At 63.1% G+C, this 18,845-nt stretch carries 17 protein-coding genes, 1 tRNA gene and 1 pseudogene; 2 read left to right on the top strand and 17 right to left on the bottom strand.

Features of this window, described 5'->3' with window-relative positions; genetic code table 11:
- Positions 1-131: 131 nt before the first annotated feature.
- The 9 genes from K2Y42_RS12650 to K2Y42_RS12610 all read right to left on the bottom strand — a co-directional run bounded on the left by K2Y42_RS12650 (position 132) and on the right by K2Y42_RS12610 (position 8,103).
- Positions 132-2,240 (bottom strand): tape measure protein, encoded by a 2,109-nt coding sequence (locus K2Y42_RS12650; protein ID WP_291152940.1) that lies wholly within the window; start codon positions 2,238-2,240, stop codon positions 132-134.
- An 11-nt stretch (positions 2,241-2,251) separates the two neighbouring features.
- On the bottom strand, positions 2,252-2,572 hold the full coding sequence (locus K2Y42_RS12645) for a hypothetical protein (protein WP_291152938.1): 321 nt from the start codon (positions 2,570-2,572) through the stop codon (positions 2,252-2,254).
- A 34-nt stretch (positions 2,573-2,606) separates the two neighbouring features.
- Positions 2,607-3,656, bottom strand: a complete 1,050-nt coding sequence (locus K2Y42_RS12640; protein ID WP_291152936.1) for a DUF1376 domain-containing protein — start codon at positions 3,654-3,656, stop codon at positions 2,607-2,609.
- Positions 3,653-5,095, bottom strand: coding sequence for a replicative DNA helicase (locus tag K2Y42_RS12635; protein WP_291152934.1), 1,443 nt, complete (start codon positions 5,093-5,095; stop codon positions 3,653-3,655). The genes K2Y42_RS12640 and K2Y42_RS12635 overlap by 4 nt, the downstream gene beginning before the upstream one ends.
- 246 nt (positions 5,096-5,341) lie before the next feature.
- Positions 5,342-5,677 carry a hypothetical protein gene (locus K2Y42_RS12630; protein WP_291152931.1) on the bottom strand — a complete coding sequence of 112 codons (336 nt, stop codon included), beginning with the start codon at positions 5,675-5,677 and terminating at the stop codon, positions 5,342-5,344.
- 146 nt (positions 5,678-5,823) lie between these two features.
- Entirely contained in the window at positions 5,824-6,003 is a 180-nt protein-coding gene (locus K2Y42_RS12625; protein WP_291152928.1) for a DNA-binding protein, read from the bottom strand.
- Between the two features lie 92 nt (positions 6,004-6,095).
- A complete protein-coding gene (locus tag K2Y42_RS12620) occupies positions 6,096-6,617 on the bottom strand; it encodes a hypothetical protein (protein WP_291152927.1) in 522 nt (173 codons plus the stop codon).
- Entirely contained in the window at positions 6,614-7,843 is a 1,230-nt protein-coding gene (locus K2Y42_RS12615; RefSeq protein ID WP_291152925.1) for an integrase arm-type DNA-binding domain-containing protein, read from the bottom strand. Before K2Y42_RS12615 ends, K2Y42_RS12620 begins: the two co-directional genes overlap by 4 nt.
- A 170-nt stretch (positions 7,844-8,013) precedes the next feature.
- Positions 8,014-8,103 (bottom strand) — tRNA-Ser (locus tag K2Y42_RS12610).
- Between the two features lie 361 nt (positions 8,104-8,464).
- Between K2Y42_RS12610 and K2Y42_RS12605 the strand changes: the two genes are divergently transcribed.
- Positions 8,465-8,776 carry a hypothetical protein gene (locus tag K2Y42_RS12605; RefSeq protein WP_291152922.1) on the top strand — a complete coding sequence of 104 codons (312 nt, stop codon included), beginning with the start codon at positions 8,465-8,467 and terminating at the stop codon, positions 8,774-8,776.
- Between the two features lie 15 nt (positions 8,777-8,791).
- On the opposite strand, the gene K2Y42_RS12600 is transcribed toward K2Y42_RS12605, so the two are convergent.
- Positions 8,792-9,622, bottom strand: coding sequence for a hypothetical protein (locus K2Y42_RS12600; RefSeq protein WP_291152921.1), 831 nt, complete (start codon positions 9,620-9,622; stop codon positions 8,792-8,794).
- Positions 9,623-9,712: 90 nt separating this feature from the next.
- Positions 9,713-11,541, bottom strand: a pseudogene (ybaL, locus tag K2Y42_RS12595) (YbaL family putative K(+) efflux transporter).
- A gap of 310 nt (positions 11,542-11,851) precedes the next feature.
- Between ybaL and K2Y42_RS12590 the strand changes: the two are divergent.
- Positions 11,852-13,141 (top strand): hypothetical protein, encoded by a 1,290-nt coding sequence (locus K2Y42_RS12590; RefSeq protein ID WP_291152920.1) that lies wholly within the window; start codon positions 11,852-11,854, stop codon positions 13,139-13,141.
- A 24-nt stretch (positions 13,142-13,165) separates the two neighbouring features.
- Here the strand turns inward: K2Y42_RS12590 and K2Y42_RS12585 are convergent, their stop codons facing one another.
- The 6 genes from K2Y42_RS12585 to K2Y42_RS12560 all read right to left on the bottom strand — a co-directional run bounded on the left by K2Y42_RS12585 (position 13,166) and on the right by K2Y42_RS12560 (position 18,675).
- Positions 13,166-13,576 (bottom strand): nuclear transport factor 2 family protein, encoded by a 411-nt coding sequence (locus K2Y42_RS12585; protein ID WP_291154040.1) that lies wholly within the window; start codon positions 13,574-13,576, stop codon positions 13,166-13,168.
- A gap of 183 nt (positions 13,577-13,759) precedes the next feature.
- On the bottom strand, positions 13,760-15,598 hold the full coding sequence (typA, locus tag K2Y42_RS12580; RefSeq protein WP_291152918.1) for a translational GTPase TypA: 1,839 nt from the start codon (positions 15,596-15,598) through the stop codon (positions 13,760-13,762).
- Positions 15,599-15,733: 135 nt separating this feature from the next.
- Complete coding sequence (locus K2Y42_RS12575; RefSeq protein ID WP_291152917.1) at positions 15,734-16,498, bottom strand: hypothetical protein; 765 nt, start codon at positions 16,496-16,498, stop codon at positions 15,734-15,736.
- 160 nt (positions 16,499-16,658) lie between these two features.
- Complete coding sequence (locus tag K2Y42_RS12570; protein ID WP_291152914.1) at positions 16,659-16,991, bottom strand: hypothetical protein; 333 nt, start codon at positions 16,989-16,991, stop codon at positions 16,659-16,661.
- Positions 16,992-17,203: 212 nt separating this feature from the next.
- Positions 17,204-18,010 carry a MipA/OmpV family protein gene (locus tag K2Y42_RS12565; RefSeq protein WP_291152912.1) on the bottom strand — a complete coding sequence of 269 codons (807 nt, stop codon included), beginning with the start codon at positions 18,008-18,010 and terminating at the stop codon, positions 17,204-17,206.
- A gap of 242 nt (positions 18,011-18,252) precedes the next feature.
- Complete coding sequence (locus tag K2Y42_RS12560) at positions 18,253-18,675, bottom strand: hypothetical protein (RefSeq protein WP_291152909.1); 423 nt, start codon at positions 18,673-18,675, stop codon at positions 18,253-18,255.
- Between the last annotated feature and the right edge of the window lie 170 nt (positions 18,676-18,845).

Below are 18,845 nucleotides of genomic sequence, written 5' to 3'. Positions count from 1 at the left end.
GCCATCCGTTCCCATCGGCTGAGTTTCGGCATTCCTGTTCCGTTCGCTCGGAAGGCTTAGGGCTTCTTCGGCAGGCGCGTGCTGCCCGTCCCACTCAAGGGGATGAGAGACGTCTCCTTTTGGGGGACGGCTCACCCCCCCTTCAGCCAGCGAAAAGCGTCGTTCCGATCGAATGCTTGCGAGAGTTCGTTCCGCGCCACCCGTTGAATAAGCGGTATCAACTCCGACTTGGCGGGTTGCACGCCTTCGGGCGTTCCGTTCTCAAGCGTGATGTTCGGCGCGAAGTTGAGCGTCATCCCGCCACCGACAACGGCGGGCGCCGGCATCCGAAGGTCGACGGGGATCCGGCGCCCGTCGGGCAGCGGGACGGCCGCCTCGGGCCCGGCTTCGCCAAAGATGGCCGCCGAATTCGATACGCCGCCCTTGGCGAAGCGAGGAAGCTCAACCGGCTTGCCGTGGGCCGCAATTCCGCCGTCAGCGAAGCCGAATAGCGACATGAGCCCACCGGCGAGCCCGCCGGCCTGCGAGTTGCCGCCGCGACCCGTGAGGCCGCCAAGCGCCGTCTCCACGAGATTGTTAACCGCCATATCAATCAGCTTGTCCGAGATCCGGTCGAGACCGCTCGCAAGCGCATCCGACGCGCTCTCTCCGTTCTTCATTCCGCGCACGAAGTCGGACAGGAACGCTTTACTAGTGTTCGCGAGGTCTTCGTATGCCGCCCGCGTCGCGTCCGCTCCCGTCACTGCCTTTGCGTAGCGAAGGGAAGTCTGGTCGATGTCGGCGAGCACCTGCGGCGTGAGCTGGATGTCGTTCTCGCGTGCGGCCGTCAGGAGTTCTTGCTCTTTCCGGAGTCGCGCCACGTCAAAGGCACTCTTACCGACCGCACGCCCCTCAGCTTCCGCAGCGTCGATCTGCCGGTTAGCCTGCGCGATCTTGCGCTCGAACCGCTTCTGTCTCTTCTCAGTATCCTTGTCGGCGCCCGGCCCTTCGAGCTTGTGCGTCGGGCGCTCCTTGGAGACCGTCGTCTCGAAACCGCGGCCGAGCGCGAACTCCTTCGACTGACGGCGCACCCGGTCCATAAAGCTCTCACCGAAGGCGTCCGCAAAGCCGCCCGACGTGAAGGCGGCGAGCCGCTGTTCTTCCTCGGTCAACAGTCGCAACTGCTCGGCCGTCGCCCGAGCAACGTCCTTGAGGCTCACAAGCCCGTCGGCAGCGATGTCGACCTGATCGCCAAAGAGCGAGAGCGCAGCGGCGCCACCGCCAATGACACCGAAGAGCGCTCCGAGCGAGCCGCCAGCCACCACAGCGCCAGCGCCAAGCGCCACCATGCCACCGATGATGGCAGGCGCGAACATCGCTAAGAGACCAATGCCGGCGACAAGCGCAGCCTTGCCCACCGTGTCGATATTCGAGGCGAGGAAGTCGAGGGCGCCGGTCAGGGATTTAGAAATCCCATAAGCGCTGTCCATTTCGCCCACGAAGCGGATGATATTGTTATTCAGCTTCGTGAAGGCTTCGTCGACCGTCGTCGGCTGCATGTTGAAAACGGCGTCAATGCTCTCTTTGCCGTCCTGCATCGCGCCGACGAGATCGAGCAATTTCAACTTGCCGTCGGCGGCCATTTCAACAATTTTGCCCTTGGTCACGCCGAGGCGCTTTGCGAGCAATTCCTGAATGACGCCGGCGTTTTCCATGACGGTGCGGAATTCGTCGCCGTCGAGCTTGCCCTTCTGCAACGCCTGCGAAAACTGCAAGATGGTCGACGCCTGCTCGCTCGCCGAGGCCGAGCCCAACTTGAGCGCCTTTGCGAGCGTGCTCGTGACCTCGGCCGCAACGTTGGCGTCCATGCCGTAGTCACGCACGGCGGCCGCGGTGCGGATGAAGGTTTTCGTATATGCCTCGACGTCGATCCGCGCCTCGTTGGCAAGGTCGGTCAACTCTTCGGCCGACTTGAGACTAATGCCGAAGACGTCCGAGCCGGCGTCGATCGAGCGCGTGACGCGCGTCCAGGCGTTGGCGTAGGCGATAATCTGATCGACCGAGAGATAAGCGCCGATCGTTCCCAGCGCGGCGCCCATGGATCCGACCGAACGCGACACCGAGGCATTGGTCTGCGCGAACCGCTTCTCGATATCCGCCAATTTTCGGTTCGTGTCCTGCTGCGCTCGATTAAGGTCGCGCAGATAGGGACCATATTGCGCTTCGAGCACCGTAACGAGACGGTCAACTTCAATAGCCATCAGGCCTCTCCCTAGGATCTGTAAACGCGGAGATCTTGAACGAACGCCGCTTGCCCGCATGCATCCATCCATGCAGTTTGTTCGTTCAGGCGTGCGAGCAACCAAGCTGCGCGCTCATGGGCGCGGATGGCGTCTTCGCCGCTCGTGATGCCCCACTGTCCCGTTTCAGTGACGAGCAGGAGCGTTTCTGCGATCTCCCGAGAGGTCGAGACTTCTTCTTGAAGTGCTTCGCATCTCGGGTCGTTCACCGCTAGACTGGCCGCCGTCAGGTATTTCCGTGCGATTGCTTCCATCCGAGCGAGTTCGTCGACAAGCTCTTCACGTTGTTTCATCTCAGCAGCTCCGAGCGGTTTGACAAATGTGGTTCTAATGCTGTTCCCGGCTGAGGCCGGCAGAGGTGTAGCGTTCCGTCAGGCGCAACTTGGCAACAACCGTCGGCGGCACGACGCACCGATCATGGCCAGGCGCGTAGCCGAGCTCGGCGGTAGGCCACTTGCCATTCGCGTGCTTGCTGATCAGGTGCCCCCAGTCATCCTCGGTCAGACCGGCCAATTTGTCGGGATCTTCCCACCACGGGCGCTTTGCGGCGGCACTTCCAGGGCGTGCAAGCTCGTCGTCAAAGCGACGATCCGTGAGCCATCCCTGCGCCCATTTCGGCTTCTCGATCTTTTCGCGTTGGACGCGCTCCGCATAGAGCGCCGCCGCGGCGGTGGCGCGCGCCTGATCCACTGCGCTGAGTTTGCGCCAGGATTTTTCGAAAGCAGGCCACTTGCCATCTTTGACCGGGTAGGCCGACCAGAAGGCCTCGAAGTCGGCCGTGTAGCATCTAGGCGCGCGAGCGTTCAGATCAGGCGCTTCGATGGCCGTGCAGACCGGCACGGTCGGCATAGTCTTCTTATCTGGTTCTGGATATGGATATGGTAGAGCCCGATCGGTGCTCCCGTCGGTGGTCATGCTACGTTTGATATTGTTGGCAGTTTCGGAAACTTCGCCCGTAGGTGGCCCGTCTATGTTGCGGAACTTCTCCGAGACATCTCCTCCAACTTCTCCGAGAAGTCCGGCCGGATCTAGCGCTCGCTTGCGGTTCTCACGCTCTCGGGCAGCCTTCGCGCGCGCCACGTATTTCTCGATCTCGTCTTGCATCCGTGCACTTGAGAAACGCCCATCGGCCAACCGCTTGATCTTGCCGATCGAGACCAGCCGCTCGATGAGCCGGCGCACGCTGCGAATGTCCCAGCCGCAGTAGGTGGTCAACGCGCGCAGATCATCGGCAACCGGCCCTCCCGCCTCCCACTGCTTGCAAAGAAATACGATGAAAACACCGACTTCCTCGGCGGTCATGCCCGAGCGGCGACAGGAGTGGATGAAGTCCTGAACGTAGAATGGAAAGTATGGAGCGCGTCCGGTGTTGATCATGCGGCCACCATTGGCAAGCGGCTGCGTGAGAGGTCAGCGAACTGCGTCAGCCGCCCATCGAACATCATTGGCACGATTCCTGTGGGACCATGACGCTGCTTGCCGATGATCACTTCCGCCTTACCGGCACATCGCCGCATCGCGTCTTGCCACTCGCCGTAGCGCACGCCGTCGGAAGGGTCCGGCTCGGCGCGCTCAACATAATATTCCTCGCGAAACACGAACATGACAACGTCGGCGTCCTGCTCGATCGACCCGCTTTCCCTCAAATCTGCAAGCTGAGGCCGTTTTTCCGTTCGGCCCTCAACCTGACGGGAGAGCTGCGAAAGGGCGATGATGGGCACCTGAAGCTCTTTGGCGAGCGCCTTGAGGCCGGTCGTAATCTCCGTCACCTCTTCCACGCGGTTGCCACCTCGGCGCTGGGCGCCTGTCATCAATTGGAGGTAGTCGACGACGATCAGCGCTGTGCCGCGGCGTCGCTTCGTTCTCCGCGCCCGCGCCGCGAGTTGAGCGATGGATATGCCGCCTGTCTGGTCCACGATCAGCGGGACATCGCGAAATTTCTGTTCGGCAGCGATCAGATCGCGCATGTCCTTCTCTTCGACTGCGCCACGCCGCAGTTTCTCGCTCGGAACGCCGGTCTCTGCCGACAAAATTCGTGTCGCAACCTGCTCAGCGCTCATCTCAAGCGAAAAGAAGTGAACCGGCGCAGCAATCGGCTCGCCATCCGGCGATGCTCGGCCATGGCAGGCAATGCGCCACGCGATGTTAGCTGCGAGGGCGCTCTTTCCCATCGCGGGACGCCCTGCAATGATGATCAGGTCGGACGCTTGCAGGCCGCCGAGTTTGGCATCAAGGTCGATAAAGCCGGTCGCTAGGCCGCGCGTCGCCCCCTTCGATCGGTACGCCTCATTGGCGGCGTTGACTGCCTCCGCGGCGGCCGTGGAGAAGGTGGCCTCCGCGACCGAGTGCCGGCCGCTCTCCGCGATTTGAAAGAGCGCACGTTCTGCGCCCTCGATCTGCCGCTCTGCAGGCTCATGAATTGGCGCCTCATATGCCTCGCGGACGATCCATTGACCGATCTCGACCAATTGGCGGCGCTTCGCGAGATCGATGAGCGTTGTCGCGTAGTCGGCAACATGCGCGGTCGATGCCGCGTTGGCGGCGAGCCGTCCGAGATATTGAGGTACGGTGAGATCGTCGCATATCGGCGCGTCGCGCTCAAAGGCGGTCTTCATTGAGACGGGCGTTGCAAGCCGGCCGGCAGCGACACAGTCAGCGACCTCGCCAAAGATGCGAGCATGCAGCGGGTCGAAGAAGTGCTCCGCGCCCAGCGCCTCAAGGCGTTCGAACGCGTGATTGTGGATCAGCAGGCAGCCGAGTAGCGCCTGTTCCGCTTCGATGTTGTGAGGAAGTTCTAGCGGCGGTTCCGTCGTCATCTGGCCCTGTCGTGCAGCAGGCGCGCTTGACGGAACCGGCGAATAAACTTACCGATGCTCAAGACGACGCGCTTCCGTTTCTCGCTGGATGTAGAGAACTCGAACGCAACGCCGACACTGAGCTGGCAGGCTCAGACAGTTTTCAAAGGCACCTTGGAGCGACGCTCTCAGGTGCCTTTTCTTTCATGTGCGGCCGGCGGAGTTATCCGGGCCGATATGCGTGGACAATCGCGAAACGTGAACACATCATGCGACGCTGCGCTGGTCGCGCAGATCGGTGCGCGCGACGAGCTTTGGGCGAGCGGGCGCCAATTGGTAGCCGTATTCCCGCGCACCGACAGTTGAACGGACTCGCCGAATGCCCGCGCCGCGCAGAGATCGATCAAAGCGACCCCAACCTGTGAGCGGTCGAGTGGCGGTGATCTCGATGAACTCCCAATATCGAGAGATCAGCTGTCGACGGGTAAGCTCTCGCCACCCATTCTCGCGCAGCCAGGCGGCGAAATCTTCTGTACGCGCGATTGCAACGCGAGCGAGGATCTCTTCTGGCCAGTCGAAAGTCCATCGCCGCTGGTCAGCCATTTGGGCTGCGTCCTGAGACGAGCGCCGATATCCGGAGAACAGTCTCGCAATTGCTCGGAAGGCCGTCCCAAGTCCGAACAGCGAGCGTCCTGAGACGTGATTTTCATTGTCCCGACACGTATCGAGACGTGGGTTGGGACGGCTGCTCATGCCGGAAGCCCTTTGAGCCAATCCACGGCGTCTTCGCGCAGGATGAGGCGCTTCCGGCCGAGCTTCCGCGCTTTAAGGTCGCCTTTCTTGATGGCTTCCCAAATTTTAGTCAGGCCCGTGTCCGTCGCATGAGAAAGAGACTTGGGCGTGTAGGCGATCTTATCGCTGTCTTGCATCGTAGCCCTCGTGAACGTTGGCGATACTGCACGAAGGACGATGAGTGATTTGCTAAATCAGCGCGCCACCGCAATTGCGCGCAAAACGCTTATTATTGGCGATTTTTCCCACGTCGCATTCGCCCCAGAATGGATTCAGGATCAATTGCGGCCTCCAACCGGTGAAGCTTGAGAACGATTTCAACGGACTCCTCTAGCATCTGCTTCCGCATTGCCAGGTCGCTGATGTCATCCTGTTTATTGAGGCGCTTCCAGTCGTTAAAGAACTTCCTAGCGTCACGCGCCGCGCGTTGTTGATCTAGATTGGGCGGCGCCCCCCGTCCGCGAGTCAAGGTTTCTGGCACTATTCGAACAACGTCGGCGCCCTCTAGCTCGTCAGCGAGCCATTCTCGATCCATCATCGAGATAGCCTTCTCAGATCGCAGCAGTGCGATCAACGGCTCGCGGTTCTGCTCCACCCCGAAGGCGGCCATCACCGCGCGCGGGAATGAATTTTCCTCGTCCCACCACTTTAAAACAGGCTCGACGTGCGGGGCAATGCGTTGCCATTCCTCGCTCCGGCGTTGCTCCCAAGTAGACAGGAGTTTTCTCCCGTTTGCGCGCCAATCAGTCATTCCGCGGCCTCCCGCGCGAGCACAGCAACCTTGCCCGTGCGTTTGATCTCATCGAGCCAATCCGACCAGCGCTGCAGCATCTTTCGCCGGCCGGGTAGGTATTGCGCCGAATTGTAAGCACCGCGCACGTCGTCGCGCTCGTCATGCGCGAGCTGCCGCTCTATCCAATCGCCGGGAAATCCCATCTCGTTGAGGATCGTCGAGGCGACGCCGCGGAAGCCGTGCACGGTGGCGCGGCCGTGCCAGCCCATGCGGTAGAGCGCGAAGAGCATCGTATTGTTCGACATGCAGCCCTCGCGCGATGGCGAAGGAAACAAAAAGCCGTTTGCCCTCGCGCCCGGGAGCGCGCGAAGCTCGGCGAGCGTGGCAACGGCCTGACCGGACAGCGGCACGAGGTGCTCGAAGCGGGCTTTCATACGCTCGGCGGGAATGCGCCAAAGAGGCTCACGCCCGTCGAGGTGCTCGAATTCCTCCCAGCGCGCAGCACGTAGCTCGGTCGTGCGGACCATAGTTAGCACGATCAAGCGCAGTGCCAGCGCCGTGCGCGGATCGCCGTCGTAGGCGTCTAGCCCGCGGAGGAAACCGGGCAACTCGTCGCGAGGCATCGGCATGTGGTGCCTTTGCCGGCCTTTGGGCTTAAGAGCGCCTTTGAGCGCCGTCGAAGGGTCGTGCTTTGCCCGGCCCGTGATCATTGCGTAGCGGAAAACCTGTCCGACGCTCTGCCGCAGCCGTCGCGCCTGCTCGATAACGCCTCGCTTCTCCACGCCGCGCAGAACGTCCAACAGCTCCGGCGCATCGATCTCCGCGATTGGACGTGATCCCAGATGCGGAAAGATGTCCGCCTCCAGTCTGCGGAGGAGCTGGTCGGCATAGAGGGGTGTCAGGGTGTGGCGACGGTTGTCGAGATACTCTAGCGCGAGCGCCTTGAACGTGGCATCGCCGGCGGCGCGCGCAGCGAGTTTGTCGCGCCGCTTCTGGGCGCTGGGATCAATCCTATCAGCCAGTAGCCGTTTCGCGCTGTCGCGCATTTCTCGCGCTTTGGAGAGGGACACTGTTGGATATCTACCGAGCGCTAGCGTCCTCTGCTTGCCGGCGAACCTGTAGGCTAGCCGCCAGAGGCGCGAGTTGTTCGGCTGTACGAGCAGATGCAGGCCGCCACCGTCTGAAATCTTGAACGGTTCACCGCGCGCCTTTACGTTGCGGATCGCTGTATCGGTGAGGGGCATGAGCGGCTCCCGTCGATGTTGGTATTTCGATACGCGACACCAACGGGAATACCATCAATTTTTGCGGATGCCAACGGATGCTGGCGAACTGCGGCGCACAACTTATCCCTAGTTTTGCTAGCTATATGGCGATGTCCGCGATCCGCAGTGAACGCTGGCGAACGTGGAATTGGCGGAGAGAGTGGGATTCGAACCCACGAGACGGTTGCCCGCCTACACGCGTTCCAGGCGTGCGCCTTCAACCACTCGGCCATCTCTCCGGCGCAAAACCGATCCTAGTCTGGTTGAGAAAAAGGACCGTGCAGGCCGGGCGGAAATGCGTCGCGAAGCAACGCCGGTCCCGGCCTGAAGCGGCGCACTATACCCAGAACCGCCGGACTGGCAACACGCCAAACGGCACTCTTGCAGGTCTTCTTGCAGGCCGGACGCACGGCTAGGCAATTGCCCAGCGTCCGGCAAAGTGGGACCGGCTATCGCGGAGCCACGCAAGAGATCGTGCCGGGCTGGAAACACCGCAATCCAAAGGCCCGGAGCAGGTCCGCGATTCCCCTCGGCGCAGAGCTCCTCTAGGATGGCCGCGACCGGCGCAGCCGCGCCGCTCCATCGATCGAGAGCTTCGGAATGGCCGTTTTCCGCTTCCTGTCAGCCGTCTTCCTGTTGGTGGCGACAGTCGCCCTGGTGGTCGATGCCACCCCAGCCAGCTACGGCGTCGGCAGCTTCCACGCCACCTCGCTCGCCGGCCATTGGAAGGAGCTCAGCCCAAGCTCCTTCGAGGTCGCCCGGCGCGCCGTCGTCGAGGCGTCCCCCTGGCTCTGGGGCAACCTCATCGGGCCGCTGCTCGAGGTGCCGACCTTCGTGGCGTTCGGCGCACTGGCCCTGCTCAGCGGCTACGCGGGGCGCCGCCGCCGGACCGTGCGCATCTTCGTCAACTGATCCGGACGGCCGCGTCTACTTGCGCTTCGGAGCCGCGGTCGGCGCCAGCGTGCCCGAAATCGGCATTGCGGCCGAGGCCGTCTGGCCGATCGGCGTTTCGCTCGCGAAATCGTCGACGATGCCGATCACCATCAGAACCGCCAGCGCCCCCATCAACCCCATGACGACGTTGTGGTGCGACCGGTTGAGATCGGCGATCTGCGCGTCGTCGACGGTGTCGACCTCGCTCACGCTGCCACGCTTGAAACCGAAGAACTTGCGGCGGAAGGAGCGGCGCACGTTGCCGCGGTCGATCAGCGGCAGGCGCGCCCGGTCGGCGATCTTCTGGGCGATCTCGGGATAGGGGAAGCACGGATCGACATTGGCTTCGCTGATGTAGCCGATCGGGATCGCTTTATCGTCCTTGGTGATCAACCGCGCGCCCTTGAGCAGCACAGGCACGATCGAGCCGCCATAGATTTCGCGGCGCGTCTCGACCGTCTGCACCTGATCGTAGGGGATGTCGTAGGTCTTGTAGAACAGCATCGGCGTTGGCCCGCGCCCCGAGGGCAGCGTCATCTTCACCGACTTCTCGCCGATCTCGACACGCGCGCGCAGCGAGAACAGGAGTTCGATCACGATCAGGAACATCAGGATCGAGAAGCCGATGGCCATGATGGCGAGGCCGGCCGCGTCGAAGTAGAGGCCGTGCTTGACGCGCATGTACATCATCGCCGGCAGGCTGGCGAAGAACGGCAGCAGGATCAGGAACACGAAGGAGAAGGTCGTTTTGCGCCCGCCGGTTGCGGCATAGATGGTGGGCTCGAACTTGCCGTCCGGCCCGCCCGCGGTATCCGCCTGCGCCATGATCAGAACTCCCCTACCCGTCTTGACCGGCGGCCATCCTAATGGGCTTCCCCGGCGCGCGAAACTGCGAAGAATCTGCCCGCTTGCCCGCTAGGTCGGCCCGTCTGGCTCCTTGTGCTCCCGGAGTTCGGGCGTTGCCTCCAGCAGTTCCCGGTCGAAGGCCGCCCCGTCGCCGGAAAGCCGGGCCTCCTGGACTACGGCTTGCGCCCTTTTATCGGAATACCCCATGCTCGTCAGCGCAAAGCCGAGCAGCCCCAGGGCCACTTCCCGCGTCCCCATGATGGCGAAGCCCACGCCCTGGGACTTGAGATAGGCGAGCTCGGAGGCGCGATGCGTCCGCACCGCCGTCTGGATGGCCGGATTGGCCTCGCGCGCCAGTTCGATAATCCGCCGCTTGAGCATGCCGGGCGGAATGGCGACGATCAGGATCTTGGCGTTCGCCACGCCCGCGGCGTCGAGAACACCGACAGCCGCCGCGTCCCCGTAGATCGCGTTCAGGCCCTGCCGGCGCAGCTCCTCGAGCCGTCTGCGGTCTTCCTCGATGACGACGAAATCCAGGCCCTGCGCCTTGAGTTGCTCGCCGATCACCTCCCCCACCCGGCCGTAGCCGACGATGATGGCATGGTCCTTCAATCCGGCTTCCACCGCGCCCGCATTCACGAGCTCGTCCGCGCTCGCGCGCTCGAGCCGCGCGGCAAGGGCGGGGCGCGCCTTGATCCACCCCATGATGGGCTCGATGGCGGCAAACACGAGCGGGTTGAGCGTGATCGACAGGATGGCGCCCGCAAGCACGAGATCGCGCCCTTCCGGCGGCAGCATTCCGAGAGAGACTCCGAGGGCGACCAGGATGAATGAGAATTCGCCGATCTGCGCGAGGCTCGCCGAAACCGTGAGCGCCGTCCGCACGGGAAAGCCGCGCAGCATGACGATGGCGAACGCGGCTATCGATTTGCCGAACACGATCAGGAACAGCACGGCCAGCACCGACAGCGGATCGCGGATGAGAATGCTTGGGTCGAACAGCATGCCGACCGACACGAAAAGAGCACCGCGAACGCGTCTTGGAACGGAAGGGAGTCCGCCGCCGCCTTGTGGCTGAAATCGGATTCGCTGAGCACGATGCCGGCAAAGAACGCGCCGAGCGCGAACGAGACCCCGAACAGCTCGGCCGAGCCATAAGCAATGCCGAGTGCCGTTGCGAGCACCGAAAGCGTAAACAGCTCGCGCGAGCCCGTGCGCGCCACATGCTTCAGCATCCAGGGCACGGCGCGCGTGCCGACGACGAACACCAGCGCCGTAAACAGCGCGACCTTGCCGAGCGTCAGCACCAGCGTCAGCCAGACACTGTCGCCCGAGAGCTGGCTCGCGACGCCACGACTCCCGCCGTCCGCGCCGAGCGCCCCGGCCAGCGCCGGCAGCAGCACGAGCGCGAGCACCATCGCCAGATCTTCCACGATCAGCCAGCCGACCGCGATCTTTCCGTTGACGCTGTCGAGCTCATTGCGCTGTTCGAGCGCGCGCAGGAGAACGACGGTGCTGGCGACCGAAAGCGCGAGGCCGAACACCAGGCCAGCCCCAAGCCCCCAGCCCCACAGATGCGCCAGCGCCACGCCGAACAGCGTCGCGACTGCGATCTGGGCAATGGCGCCCGGGATCGCGATGCCGCGAACCGCCAGCAGGTCGTTGATGGAAAAGTGCAGGCCCACGCCGAACATCAGCAGCATGACGCCGATTTCAGCCAATTGCCCCGCAATGTGGGCGTCTCCGACGAACCCCGGCGTGAACGGACCGAGCGCGACACCCGCCAGTAGGTACCCGACCAGGGGCGGCAATCGCAGCTTATTGGCGATCATGCCGCCGATGAAGGCGAGCACGAGTCCCATCGAAATGGTGGCGATCAGCGAGATATCGTGTTCCATCGGGCTCCTTTTGCGGTTCGGTCGCGATTTTTTCGGCTCGGGCGCCGGAATGCAAGCGCGTTGTCCTCAAAAAAGGGCGCATGCTGCTCGAGTGATGTGCGTCGCCTCGGAACCGCCGCAGACCAACCTGCGAATCTGGCCGCCACCGCTCGTGTCACAATTGGGGGCGGCGGCTCGGGCGGTGACGGTGGACGGCGCGGCCCGGCGTGCGTACTGTTTGCTCCTCCGCCGGAGGGATTGGCTGCGGAAGATCAACGACCAAAGACGATCCAACGATCCACGACGATCAATGTGCGTTCCAGGTGATTGAATGGCAAAGCCGACATCGAAAGCTCTCTCCACCCGTATGTGGCTTGCAATGGGAGCGGCCCTGGCGCTGACCGGCGCGCCGGCCCTGGCGGCGAAAAAGGACTTCACCTTCAGCGAGAAGGCGAACGAACGCCTCGCCAAGAAGCTCAATATCCCGATTTATTTCACCGTGCCGTCCAGCACCCGCGCGCCCCTCAAGGGGCCGTTCGAGACGTCGGATGTTCTGGTCGACTTCAAGCATCCGGACGCCATCAAGACCGGCAGCGACGCAGGTCTTCGCCTCATTGTGACGCCGCGCTCCGGCATGGCGGCGCGGCTCGCCAAGAGCGGCATCGTCGAGACCGGCGACCTGCTGCTCACGTTCCGCGCCGAATGGGGCGGCGCCGGCGCCTACCCGAACATCCAGATGGGGATCAGCCACACGGGGCTCGCCTACATCAAGGACGGCAAGGTGCGGAACTTGGACAATCCCTTGAACGAGGAGTACCTCGGCAAGGGCATGAGCGCCGACCTCACCAGCGAGCACTACCGTACACTGAATTTCATTCACATCATCCGCCCGCGTGCCTTGAACGACGAAGAGCGCCGCAACATCGCCGCCTGGGCCACGCGTCTCAACGCCAGCGCCAGGAAGGTGTATCCGAGCCAGATCAAGTTCAACGACGACTACAACGCCCCGAAGTTCAAGCCCGGCCATTCGCTGGATTTCGTCCAGCGCCTCGGACAGATCGCGCTCGGGCAGAACCCTCCCGGCACGCTCGATCTCTATTGCTCGGAGTTCGCCTGGTCGGTGCTCGCGCTCAGGGACTGCGATCCGGCGACGACCGCCGACGCCTTCAAGGGCAGCCGCGTGCCGGCCTGCGTCAAGGCGCCGATGAAGCCGCTCGATGCCGCCGGCAACTCGGTTGCGAGCGAAGGGCGCTCCTCCGTCGTGGGGCTTGCGGACGGCCCGCTGACCGTCATCGACAAGCTCAAGATTCCGAATGACGACCGCAAGGAGATGCTGAAGTCGGTGTTCGTCGAAGACCCGAAGGGCCTGGCGAAGATGTCCGAAGGGCACCGCAAGGTCGCGGAGGCGATGCAGCCGAAGTTCGAGACGCTGAAGGATTATTATCTGGGCGTCAGCGGCGGCAGTATCGTCCAGCGCATGCGCGCGCGCCTGATCCGGAGCGCCTTCAATCGCGCCGTGCCCGAGAACTATTCGCCGACGTCGTATCTGCTGAACACGTTGCTGCCGCCTGACAACATCAACCGCACGATGGACTACGTCGCCACCGTCGTCATCGAGTAGGCGGCCGGTTCGAGGCGCGGCTGTCTAGTGTTGTTCTGGCTGCGATCCATCGCAGTCGACGGACACCATGCGCCAGAACTGGGACATGCTTTCCACGTCGTGGAATTCCTCGATCCTGCAGATCTTCCGGCCGCGGAACGTGAGGACCTGGCCGTAGGTGCCGCTGAGCTGGTGTCCGGTGCGCCGATGCTTGATGTGCGCCGCGATGGTCGCGTGCGCGTGCCCATCGACGAAACTGAACTCCGCCACTGACGTGCCGCTTTCAGCGACCGCGAGAATGGTGTGCAGGAACGTCCGCATGCATTGCTTGCCGTCCATCTGGAACGGCTGTCCCTGCACGTACCCTGCATTGCACCAGTAGACCAGGTCGTCCGTGTAGTGACTCAATATTCGTTCGATGGCGCCGTTGGACCAAGCGTCGTGGACAGCGATCAAAATGTTATGCGCCGTTTGCGCATCGAGTTTTTTCAAAGCCCAGTCCCACGGGTCACCGCCCGCAAATGCGGGCCTTCGAATGTCCAACGCGGCTAAGGACGCTCCGGTTCATCCAATAAATCGAGTATAACTTAACGCAACTGGACAATCGTTCTAAGGCTTTCCTGGGTAACCGTGGGCTGTCTAAGCGACAGCCTCACGATCAGATTCGCGCTTGCGCTCCTGCTTCTTGCGCTCGTTCGGATCGAGCCAGCGCTTGCGCAGGCGAATGGTCTTCGGGGTGACTTCCACCAGCTCTTCGTCGGTGATGTAGCTCATGGCCATCTCGAGCGTGAGCTTGATGGGCGTCGTCAGCAGCACGGCGTCATCCTTGCCGGACGCGCGCACGTTGGTGAGCTTCTTGCCCTTCACCACGTTGACGTCGAGATCGTTGTCGCGCGTGTGCTCGCCCACGATCATGCCGACATACACGCGCGTCTGCGCGCCGATGAAGAACGGGCCGCGGTCCTGCAGGTTGAAGATCGCATACGCGGCTGCTTCGCCGTCCGAGTTCGAGATCAGAACGCCCGTGTGGCGCCCGGCGATCTCGCCGCGGAAAGGCTCGTAGGCGTGGAACAGCTTGTTCATCACGGCCGTGCCGCGCGTATCCGAGAGCAGCTCCGCCTGATAGCCGAGCAGGCTGCGCGTGGGCACATGGAACACGAGGCGCGTGCGCCCGCCGCCCGAAGGCCGCATCTCGAGCAGCGTGCCTCTGCGCTCGGAAAGCTTCTGGACGATGATGCCCGTGTGGCCCTCGTCGACGTCGATGATGACCTCTTCGATCGGCTCGAGCTTCTGGTTCGTCTCCTCGTCGATCTTGAACACGACCTTGGGGCGCGAAACGGTGACCTCGAAGCCCTCGCGACGCATGTTCTCGAGCAGGATCGCAAGCTGAAGTTCGCCGCGGCCTGCAACGTCGAAGGCTTCGCCGCCGTCGGTCGAGGGCGTGACGCGGATCGCGATGTTGCGTTCGGCTTCCTTGGCAAGGCGATCGCGGATGACGCGGCTCTGAACCTTGTCGCCTTCCTGACCGGCAAACGGGCCGTCGTTGACGCGGAACGTCATCGAAAGCGTCGGCGGATCGACGGGCTGGGCTGCGATGGGCTCCTCGACGGAGAGATCGCACAGCGTATCCGCCACCGTCGCTTCGCTCATGCCGGCCAGCGCCACGATCTCGCCGGCGTGCGCTTCCTCCACGGGAACGCGCTCGAGGCCGCGGAAGGCCAGCACCTTTGAGACGCGGAAGCTCTCGACGACCTTGCCTTCGCGATTGAGCGCCTTGAGCTGCTGGTTCGCCTTGAGCGTGCCGGAGGTGATGCGGCCCGTGAGAATGCGGCCGAGGAAGCTGTCGGCTTCGAGTGTCGTCGCGAGCAGACGGGTCGGGCCGGGCTCCACCGTGGGCGGCGGCACGTGCCGCACGATCAGGTCGAACATCGGGGCCAGGTTTTCTTTCGGCCCTGCCGGATCGAGGGCCATCCAGCCGTTGCGGCCGGAGCCGTACAGCACCGGGAAGTCGAGCTGCTCGTCGCTCGCGTCGAGGTTGGCGAACAGATCGAAGATTTCGTTGAGAACGTCGAGGTGACGCTCGTCGGGCCGGTCGATCTTGTTGATGGCGACGATCGGCCGGATGCCGCGCTTGAGGGCTTTCGAGACCACGAACTTGGTCTGCGGCAGCGGACCTTCCGAGGCGTCCACGAGCACGACGACGCCGTCCACCATGTTCAGGATGCGCTCAACCTCGCCGCCGAAGTCGGCATGGCCGGGCGTGTCGACGATGTTGATGCGCGTGTCCTTCCAGACCACGCTCGTGCACTTGGCGAGAATGGTGATGCCGCGCTCACGCTCGATGTCGTTCGAGTCCATGGCGCGCTCGGCGACCTTCTGGTTCTCGCGGAACGAGCCGGACTGCTTGAGCAACTCGTCGACGAGGGTCGTTTTGCCGTGGTCGACGTGCGCGATGATCGCGATATTCCGGATATCCATGGGTGTCCTGATGGCCGGGCGCAACCAGAGATAGAGTGTGCGCCGCAAAAATTCTGGCGCGGAGGTAGCACACCCGGCGGCTCATCGCCAGGGACAGGGAGAACTTTTGGTCAAGGTGCGGCGCACTAGCGCCGTTTACACGCCTGTGCCCGCTTTTTCAGCTTGGTAGAGGTCGTTGAGGAGGGCATCCACCTCGGGCTTTGCGGGAGGTGCGCCATCCCGGCGCTTTTCCTGGCGGCCCTGCCGAAAGAGTGCGCGCCGCGTGGCGCCCGGCTTTTTGAGCCTCCGGCCCCTGGAGATCAGCAGCGGATGCGCGGGCTCGTCGAGATCGAGCTCTTCGAGCATGGTTTCGCGCAGCGCATAGAACGATTGCAGGATGGCATCGCGCGCGAGCTTGCGGTCCTCGGGCGGAAGGTCGGGCCGCTTGCGCGGATCGATGGATTGCAGCGCGCGGCGCATGTCGTGCAGCGGCGCATAGGGGTAAAGCCCGATCAGCGTGTCCGTCTCGCCCGCGTTCGCATAGACGATGCGCAGGTTGTCGATCGTCTCGGAGATGCGGCAGAAGGCGGCCAGGTAGTCGTCCGTCGAAACGTAGGTCTTCTCGCAGTAGGTATAGAGCGCCGACTTCGTCCGCACGATGCCGCGCCACTCTTCTTCGAGGCTTTCTACGAAGTTGGAGCGCTTCTGGAACACGTTGGCGAGATAGGCCGCGACCACGGTCACGAACACCAGCGCCATATCCTTGAGGTACTCGTAGAGATCCTGGGCGGCCGCCTCCAGCGGAGTTCCGGCGATATAGGGAATGCGGTCGGCAAACTTCGAAGCGAGCGACAGCACCAGCACGAGGCCGAGCCAGAAATAAGCACGGCGAAGCGTGCGGTTGAGCGAGGTGCGGGTCATGGGAGCTTCGGGCTGGCTTGCAGGGATTTCGGACGCAACCGTGATGGGGTCACGGCGGCAATTCAAGGGCAATTCGCAAGTCGTTCGGCTGGCAAAGAAAATGTGCCGGAGACGAGGTCTCCGGCACGATCAGATCGACTGAATGCAGCCAAAGGCGGCCTTATGGGCAGAACCAAACCGGGCCGACCATGATGCAACCGCGCGTCTGCCAGTAGGACGGACGATACGAATGGCGGTGCCAGCCCTTGGGCGCGTGCGCATGGCGGCTGCCGGCGCGATAGCCTTGTTTGAAGCCACCGTAGTTCTTGCCCTTGTTGTACTTATTGTACTTGTAATTGCCTTTCTTCTTGTACGGGCTGTACTGCACCTGAGTGGCAGCGGCTTCGGACTGAACGTTTGCAGATCCGGCGCCGGAAACGGGCGCAGCGACGGTCGGGGCAGCGCCTGCGAATGCGAGCAGGCATGCGGACATGGCGAGTGTGGCGAGTCTCAAAACAGATCTCCTTTTGGGGAACTTCGGCGTGATAAGCGCAAAACGGCGCGAGGGCCTTATTGTTCCCGAATAAGCTGAAATCGCGGCGATAAGTCCACGGACCGTTAGGCGCGCGGTCGCACCGCGTCGCGCAACGTCAACCACCACCGCAGATGCGGCGGCGCTGAGAAGATCTCACGCTTGAGAGATACAGAGTGAGACGAGCGCTGGGCTCAGTCGACTTTGAACCTGTAGCTGAAGCCGAGGCCGCCGAAGAACTGGTTCTCGTCCTCGACGATCGGGCTGTCGGCCGCGTCTCCAACCAGGCGCGAATACCGGCCGCTGAGTTTCAGCGTCCAGACGTCGGACAGCGGAACATCCGACGTGAGGCCGAGGTAGACGTCCTTGATGCCGGCACTCGCGTCATACACGCCGAGCCCTGCGACCGAAGTCGCGCTCTGCCCCGGCGTCACGGAGAAGTAGGCGTCCATATAGTCGTCGTCGGCGTAGCTGGCGCCTGCCGTCGCCTGCACCGAGATGCCGGACGTCAGCGGCACGCGCGTTTCGGCACCGAAACGGATCAGCGCGCCCGTGTCGTCGCCGCTCAACTGATGGTGATAGGACACGAACGGCTTCAGCGGCCCGAGATTGTAGGCCGCGTATCCGCCCGCGACGAAACCGCCGTCCACGTCGCCGAGGCCGCGCAGGCGCGCCGCGTCGTTGTCGTCACGATCGAAACGCCAGCCAGCCAGCGGGCCGGCTTCGAAACCGCCGAATTCGATCAGGCGGAAGCGCAGATCGTCAGGTCCGCGGAACTGCACGCGGCTCGTGTCGCCAAGCCCGGCAGGCGCAATGAATGGCGCGCCGCGGACTTCGTAGTCCTTCGAGCCTTCGTACTTCGGGGCGACGAAAACGAAACCGCCAACCTGCCAGTCGGTGCTGGCCAGATCTCCGAAGCCGCCCGCGTTTGCGACGGTAGCCGGAGCAGCGGCGATGGCAGCAAGCACTGACGCAACGGCTTTGGAACGAACGGACAGCATTCAGGCGCACCCCACGTGACAGGCAGCGATTATGCAATCCGCCCGGTGGGCTGACTACCGCGATTTGGTTAGCGGAAGCCCTACACATGGGGCCACGCGCGCGATCCCTAAGCGGATGTTGCCTATGCGCACCATGAGGGGCGGGCCGGAGCGCCGAACGTAGGCCGTTCGGTCGCAGAACGGCGCGATCACGGAGAGCCCGCTCAGTGGGCCCTGTTTAGTAAGCGCCATCTCGGCCGCAGCTATTTCCGCCTGACCATCCCGGAGTCGTCGAGGTCGTCGTAAAGCTCCGCGTCCAGCACGACCACGATGGCGGTGTCGGCGTCGTCACGCGCATCGACGATCTTGCCTTTCACGCCGACCGACATGCCGAGCATGTCATCGAGCTTCTTGAGGTCGACGGACTTCGAAAAAATCACTTCGATATCTGTAATCCCGTTCGCCTCGCCCGCATCGGTCTCGATGCACATGAGCTCAGGAGACACGATGTGCCAGTTGGTGATCAGCTCGCGCGTCGTGGGGCGTCGTGTCGTGACCTTGCGCAGCTCGCCCGCCACCGGCTCGGTTGATTTCACGCACGGCCGTTCGCTTTGCGCGCTTGCCTCGCCGGAACCGGCTGCGATCAGCGTGGCGAACACGAAGCAGACAAGCGGGCGCGAAATCATGGAGCGAGCCTCTTCCGTAGACAGACCGCCCTACCAGTAGCGGATCCGGATCCTGTTGACGACTGCCGTCGCAAGGAGCGCTGATCCAGATCTCACCTGGGCGCGACGCAAAAGAAAACGCCGGCCGCATGAAGCAGCCGGCGTGTAACAAAACCCGAAACTCGGCGTTG

The sequence above is a fragment of the Hyphomicrobium sp. genome (genome assembly GCF_019744875.1).
Classification (GTDB): domain Bacteria; phylum Pseudomonadota; class Alphaproteobacteria; order Rhizobiales; family Hyphomicrobiaceae; genus Hyphomicrobium_C.
This window is presented reverse-complemented; position numbering and strand designations above follow the sequence as displayed.